Origin of the sequence: Stieleria sp. (assembly GCF_041595215.1) — a bacterium.
Lineage (GTDB): Bacteria > Planctomycetota > Planctomycetia > Pirellulales > Pirellulaceae > Stieleria > Stieleria magnilauensis.
On sequence record NZ_JBFHKV010000543.1, the window covers coordinates 1 to 5,529 of the forward strand.

Genomic DNA, 5,529 nt, shown 5'->3' on the forward strand with positions numbered 1-5,529 from the left:
CCAGTTTTCGCATCACCATCAACACCAGGGCCGCGGGAATTTGGCCGCACATGCTGATGCTTTCTTCGCCGCAAACCCGCAACAATTCGGCGCCGTCGCCGGTGGCCAATGCGTCCAGTGCCAATCGGTCTCGCCGCCGGTTTTCTTCGTCATCGGCGAAATGATTCATGTCACTGCTGATCACCAGCAGCGGCGGTTCGTCCTGCTCCTTGATCCACTCGGCCAACGCCGACGCGGCGGATTCCAACGCTTGGACGTCCCCGCCGTGCATCGCGATCGCGGCCAATCGGGCGTCGGGGCACAGGCGATTGATCAACGGCAATTGCACTTCGATCCCATGTTCGCGCGCATGGGCGCGCGAATCCAGCTCCATGCCGGGAATCTGTTCGGCCAACTCGCGGGCCAGCTCCTCATCGCCCGCGATCTGAACCGTATCGCTCAACTGCCAGTGATGATGCGGCGCGACCGCCCAATCGACTCCCTCGGCGGTGTGCTTGGGTCCGATGATCAACACGCGATCGGGAACATCAATTCGCCGCCAAATCTCCGCCGCCACACGGCCGCTGAATCGAAGCCCCGCGTGCGGGACCATCACGGCAAACGCCTTGTGTTTTTCGCAATCCGGCAATCCATCCAACAACCCATCGACCTCCGCCTCTCGGGCGCTGTCCTCGGCCGGGTAAAACGCCCCGGCCACGGCGGGCCGTCGGACGGTGAAATCCGCATCGGCCCTGGGACCGAGCGACACCGAAATCGCGTCGCAGGAACAGTCACAGTGCATCGAATACAACTGCTCGCCGCCGCGAAACCGTTCCATCTCCCGTGCCGCTTCGATCAACGCCTGTGGCTGCTGGTCCTGTCCATACTGAATCGCCCAACGCCGGCCATCGGTCAGCACCATTGCCCGCGTCCCGCCATCGGTTCCCCGCATGTCCGCATCCTCGAGCGGGCCGTGATGCACACAATCACTCAACACCGCCAATTCGACGTCGCATTCGTTTGCCGAAAACACGCGTTCATCCAACCACAGCGACGCCTGTTCGGTCATTTGATACAGCGATGTCTGCATCGGGCGGGTGTCTTTGATGCTCAGTTGCAGCCACTGATGCGAACCGTGACTGGGATGTCGAATCGAAAGGATCAGCCCCAACACCTCCAGATCGCTGACCCCCATCGCGTAATACATCGGCGTGGCGCCGATCTGCAGGGCGATCAAATTGCTGCGAACCCAGTCGCGACAGAGTGACAACTCATGCCCGGTCAACAATTGTTTTTCATGTCGCAACAGCGACGGATCGGTTTCGAATTTGCAACCGAAATGAACTCCATCGAACAACATCACTTGGGCATCGTCGCGCAACCACACGCCGGCCGGCAACCCCGCCTTGCGACACACGGCATCCAAAAATTGACGCGCATTCCAACCTTGTTCGGTCGCAACCTGCGGCAACAACAAACCGCTGTTGTGTCCGAACTGGATCCGCAAGCCGTGCGTCCCGACATGCACCGCCTGCTCCCGCTGTTCCCCGGGGACACCGATCGGCCGCAGCGGTCCGAGCAGCGAAACCGACAGATCCAAGTACGGCAATTCGCTCATCGACAGCGGCGCCATCCGCGGATCGCGTGCCGTCCGCGCCGCCGAATCCGCCATCGCTTCCCCGAGTTTCATCAGCCCGCCCTGCCGGCCGCAACAGCCGCGAAGCGTCTCGCCGCGTTTGACGGTTACAAACACCCCGTCGATCGGCAGGTCGGCCAGCTCACCGAGCGATCGGATCGCAACGGACTGATCCAGTCCGCCGACCGCGGCCTGCACCATCGCCGAGGCCGCTTTTAAGATCGTCGACTTCTGATCGTCTGTCAGCTTCGTCAGATCGTTCCATTGTGTCGTCGCCATCACTTTATCCTCCACTGCTGGTTGCCGTTTGGTTTCGTCTGCTCGCGAGCCGGCGTCTTCGATCTGCACGAGCCGTTGCTGCGACGCGACGGTCTGCATCGGTTGCTCGATCGGCTCGATGCGGACGCGTTGCCGTCGCCCACCCCAATCCCCGGGAACATCTTCAAATACGCCCGGGATCGTGGCGTCACACTTGGAACACCGATTCCCCGACAAGGTGTACCGCCCCAACTGATGCCAGTCACGTTCGATCAACAACGCCCCGCAACCGTGACAGTACGTACTCTGTCTGGCGATGTCATGCACGTTGCCGACGTAGACGTAATTCAATCCACACCGTTTGGCGATGTCATAGGCCATGACCAGTGTCGACGAATCAGTCCCGTTGCGATCGGTCATTCTGAAATCGGGATGAAAGGCCGTGAAATGAATCGGCACGTTCGGCCCGACGTGCTCCATCACCCAGGTGCACATCTGCCGGATTTCGTCGGCGGAATCATTCGCATCGGGAATGATCAAATTGGTCAGTTCGACCCAACAATCGGTTTCATTGCAGACGAACTCGATCGTGTCCAAAACCGGTTGCAGGTGCGAACTGGTGACTTTGTAATAAAAGTCTTCGGAAAAGGATTTCAGGTCGATGTTGGCGGCATCCATCGCGCCGAAAAACTCACCGCGAGCCTGTGGGGTGATGTAGCCGGCGGTCACCGCGACCGACTTGATTCCGATCTCGCGGCAGGCCAGCGCCGTATCGATCGCATACTCGGCCCAAATCACAGGATCGTTGTACGTGTACGCGACGCTTCGACAACCCGAACGCTGGGCCGCCAATGCGATTTCGTTCGGCATCGCTCGATCGCTCAACCGAGCCACCTCACGACTTTTGGAAATGTCCCAGTTCTGACAGAACTTGCACCCCAGGTTGCATCCGGCTGTTCCAAAACTGAGCACCGGGGTGCCGGGCAGAAAATGATTCAGTGGTTTCTTTTCGATCGGGTCGATGCAAAACCCGGTGCTCTTGCCATAGGTGTCCAACACCATCTGACCGGCGACGTTCTTGCGAACAAAACAGAACCCCCGGTCGCCCTCTTTCATCCGGCACGCCCGCGGGCACAACTGACATAGAATTCGCCCGTCTTCTGTTTCCGTGTACCAGTGCGTTTGAGTTATCATGGGTATCGCCCTTCGGTCTCTCGCCATCGGCACCCATCACGGCACCGAACCGTGGCAGAGGCTTCCAGCCTGTCGTCCCTGGGGTTCTTCAGGCCGGAAGTCGTTTCCTCGGATACTACACCAACCAAATCCACCATCGATGACCACCAGCCGCCGTCAATTCATCGCCGCGTCCGCCGCCAGTGTGGCCGCCAGCTTCGCCGCCGCCCCGTTTCAATCGGCGCTCGGAAACGACGACACCGCATCTGATAAGAATACCATCTGTGTCTTCACCAAACCGTTTAACTCGCTGACCTTTGACGAACTGGCTGAAAAGATCGCGGAAATCGGATACGACGGGATCGAGGCTCCGATTCGTCGCGGCGGACACATCGAACCGGAAACGTGTGCCGATGAACTGCCCAAATTGGTCGAAGCACTCGCCAAGTGCGGCCTGGAAATCACCGTCATGACGTCCGACATCAATGACCCGGCCGACCCGCTGACCGAGCGGGTGCTGCGCACCGCCGCAACCCTGGGGATCCAGCGATACCGCATGAAATATGTCCACTATTCCCCGGATCGGGCGATCAACGACCAGCTCGCCGATTGGCACGACCAATTCGTCGATTTGGCGGCCTTGAATCACGACTTCGGCATCACCGGCCTGTACCAAAACCACGCCGGCAACAAATACATGGGCGCGGCGATCTGGGATCTCGATCGCGTCCTGGACGGCATCGCGCCGACCGACATCGGCATGGCCTATGACATTCGACATGCCACCGTCGAGGGAGGCACAAGCTGGCCGACCACCTTCCGCATGATCCGTGACCACATCGACACGGTCTACGTCAAAGACTTCGTCTGGGAAGGGACCAAAATGAAGAACGTGCCGCTGGGCGAAGGCCGGGTCGCCCCCGCCTTTTTTAAGATGCTGGCCGAGACCGACTTCACCGGCCCGATTTCACTGCACGAAGAATACATCGATCACAAAGCCCCCGAACTCGTGCCCCAACACCTCGCCGCGATCAAAAAAGACCTCGCAACGCTGCACGACATGATGAAGTAGTCCCAATGGCACGGGCATACGTGTTGGTGTGCAGGCTTCAGCCGCCCAAGATCGCTGCTCCGCAGCGACCGGCAACCGCCTAAAGGCTAATGACGAACAGTTCTGTCAGACTGATCGGATCCGCCGGCGGATTGTCTGATCGGAGCACCGTCCAGATCCTCTGCGCCAGGTCGGTCGGAACCGTCGCCCCATCCATGTTCACCGTCAACAATTCTCCCGTCGCGAGACTTGCGGTGACAGAAATCAGATTTTCCGCCGACGCCTCTTCGTATCGAAATTCAATCGATGAACCGTCCGCGTATTGCGTGTGGTGCGACACGATCGCTCCCAAAGTCTCTTCAAATCCCTCGATCGGTCGACGGATGTCATCGGGATCAAATAATCGAAGCGGCCAGATAAATGGATCCTCAGGGGACACGATCACCGTCGACACATCACTCGTCCACCCGGGAAGGCAAACATACTGCTCGGTTGTTTCGCTCCCGTCGGCTCCGAAACGCGTGACCGTTGCCGACCCATCTCCCTCCAGATACTCGGCGCTCAGCAAACCGCTTGCCGGTTTCGCAATGATCAACGGCAAACCATCCCGATTGCGAAGATAGACGTTGCCCTGGTCCCAGATCACCGTCACCCCAGCATCGACAACCTCGACGGACTTCGATCGTCCGTCCGCCGCCGTGAACACCACCGATGTCGGCTCCCCCTGACCATCCGGAATCACTGCGACCGTTCCGTTGGATGGTTCTTCCGCAGCCTGATCAATGGCCAATCGATTGATCACCCGCAAGATATCCACCAGCCCGATCACCCCGTCTCCGCTGACGTCGGGATGAAATCCGGCGTAGGGCTCCATCGCCGCGGGATCGTCCTCCGACCACGCCGACTGCATCGTTTCGATCGCCGACAATTCATAGTCCCCGATCAGATTGATCAGCTGCAGCACGTCGATCGGACGCACGTACCCATCGCCATTGACGTCATACGCATTGCTCTGATTGTGCCAGTCCCCGAACTCAACGCCCCCGGCACCTCCGGCAAGCGGCAAACGCGGCTCCAGCGGTTGCATTCGAACCGATCTCGCGGCGTTTCGAGACCGTGACTGATGTTTCAACATGACGTCACCGGTAGATTTCAATTCCCAGGAGGCTCAACTCAGTCCACTTCCATTGTTGCCAGATTCGTGCTTCAACTGTCACACGCAATGAAAAAACTTCATCAAGAATCATCCTCTCGCCTTTGCGGCCTACCAAATCAGCGGGATGAGACGCCAACGGACTTGCCGGCAGTAACGCTGGTAGGCTTCGCTGTTCAACAACAACCGTTCTTCGACACGGATTCGGATCGCGAACAGCGCGACGATGGGCAGGAAGATCACAAGAAGCTTCCAGTGCGGCTCGGCGGCGACGAAACA

At 59.1% G+C, this 5,529-nt stretch carries 3 protein-coding genes; 1 reads left to right on the top strand and 2 read right to left on the bottom strand.

Going from position 1 to position 5,529, the window contains the following annotated elements:
• Positions 1-3,067, bottom strand: a 3,067-nt coding sequence (gene amrS / locus ABX749_RS19675) for an AmmeMemoRadiSam system radical SAM enzyme (RefSeq protein ID WP_372897470.1), incomplete at its 3' end; no start/stop codon positions are given.
• Positions 3,068-3,206: 139 nt separating this feature from the next.
• On the opposite strand from amrS, the gene ABX749_RS19680 reads away from it, so the two are divergent.
• Positions 3,207-4,118: a sugar phosphate isomerase/epimerase family protein gene (locus ABX749_RS19680; protein WP_372897471.1), complete on the top strand. Its 912-nt coding sequence runs from the start codon at positions 3,207-3,209 to the stop codon at positions 4,116-4,118.
• A gap of 79 nt (positions 4,119-4,197) precedes the next feature.
• Here the strand turns inward: ABX749_RS19680 and ABX749_RS19685 are convergent, their stop codons facing one another.
• Positions 4,198-5,184 (bottom strand): dockerin type I domain-containing protein, encoded by a 987-nt coding sequence (locus ABX749_RS19685; RefSeq protein ID WP_372897472.1) that lies wholly within the window; start codon positions 5,182-5,184, stop codon positions 4,198-4,200.
• Positions 5,185-5,529 lie beyond the last annotated feature (345 nt).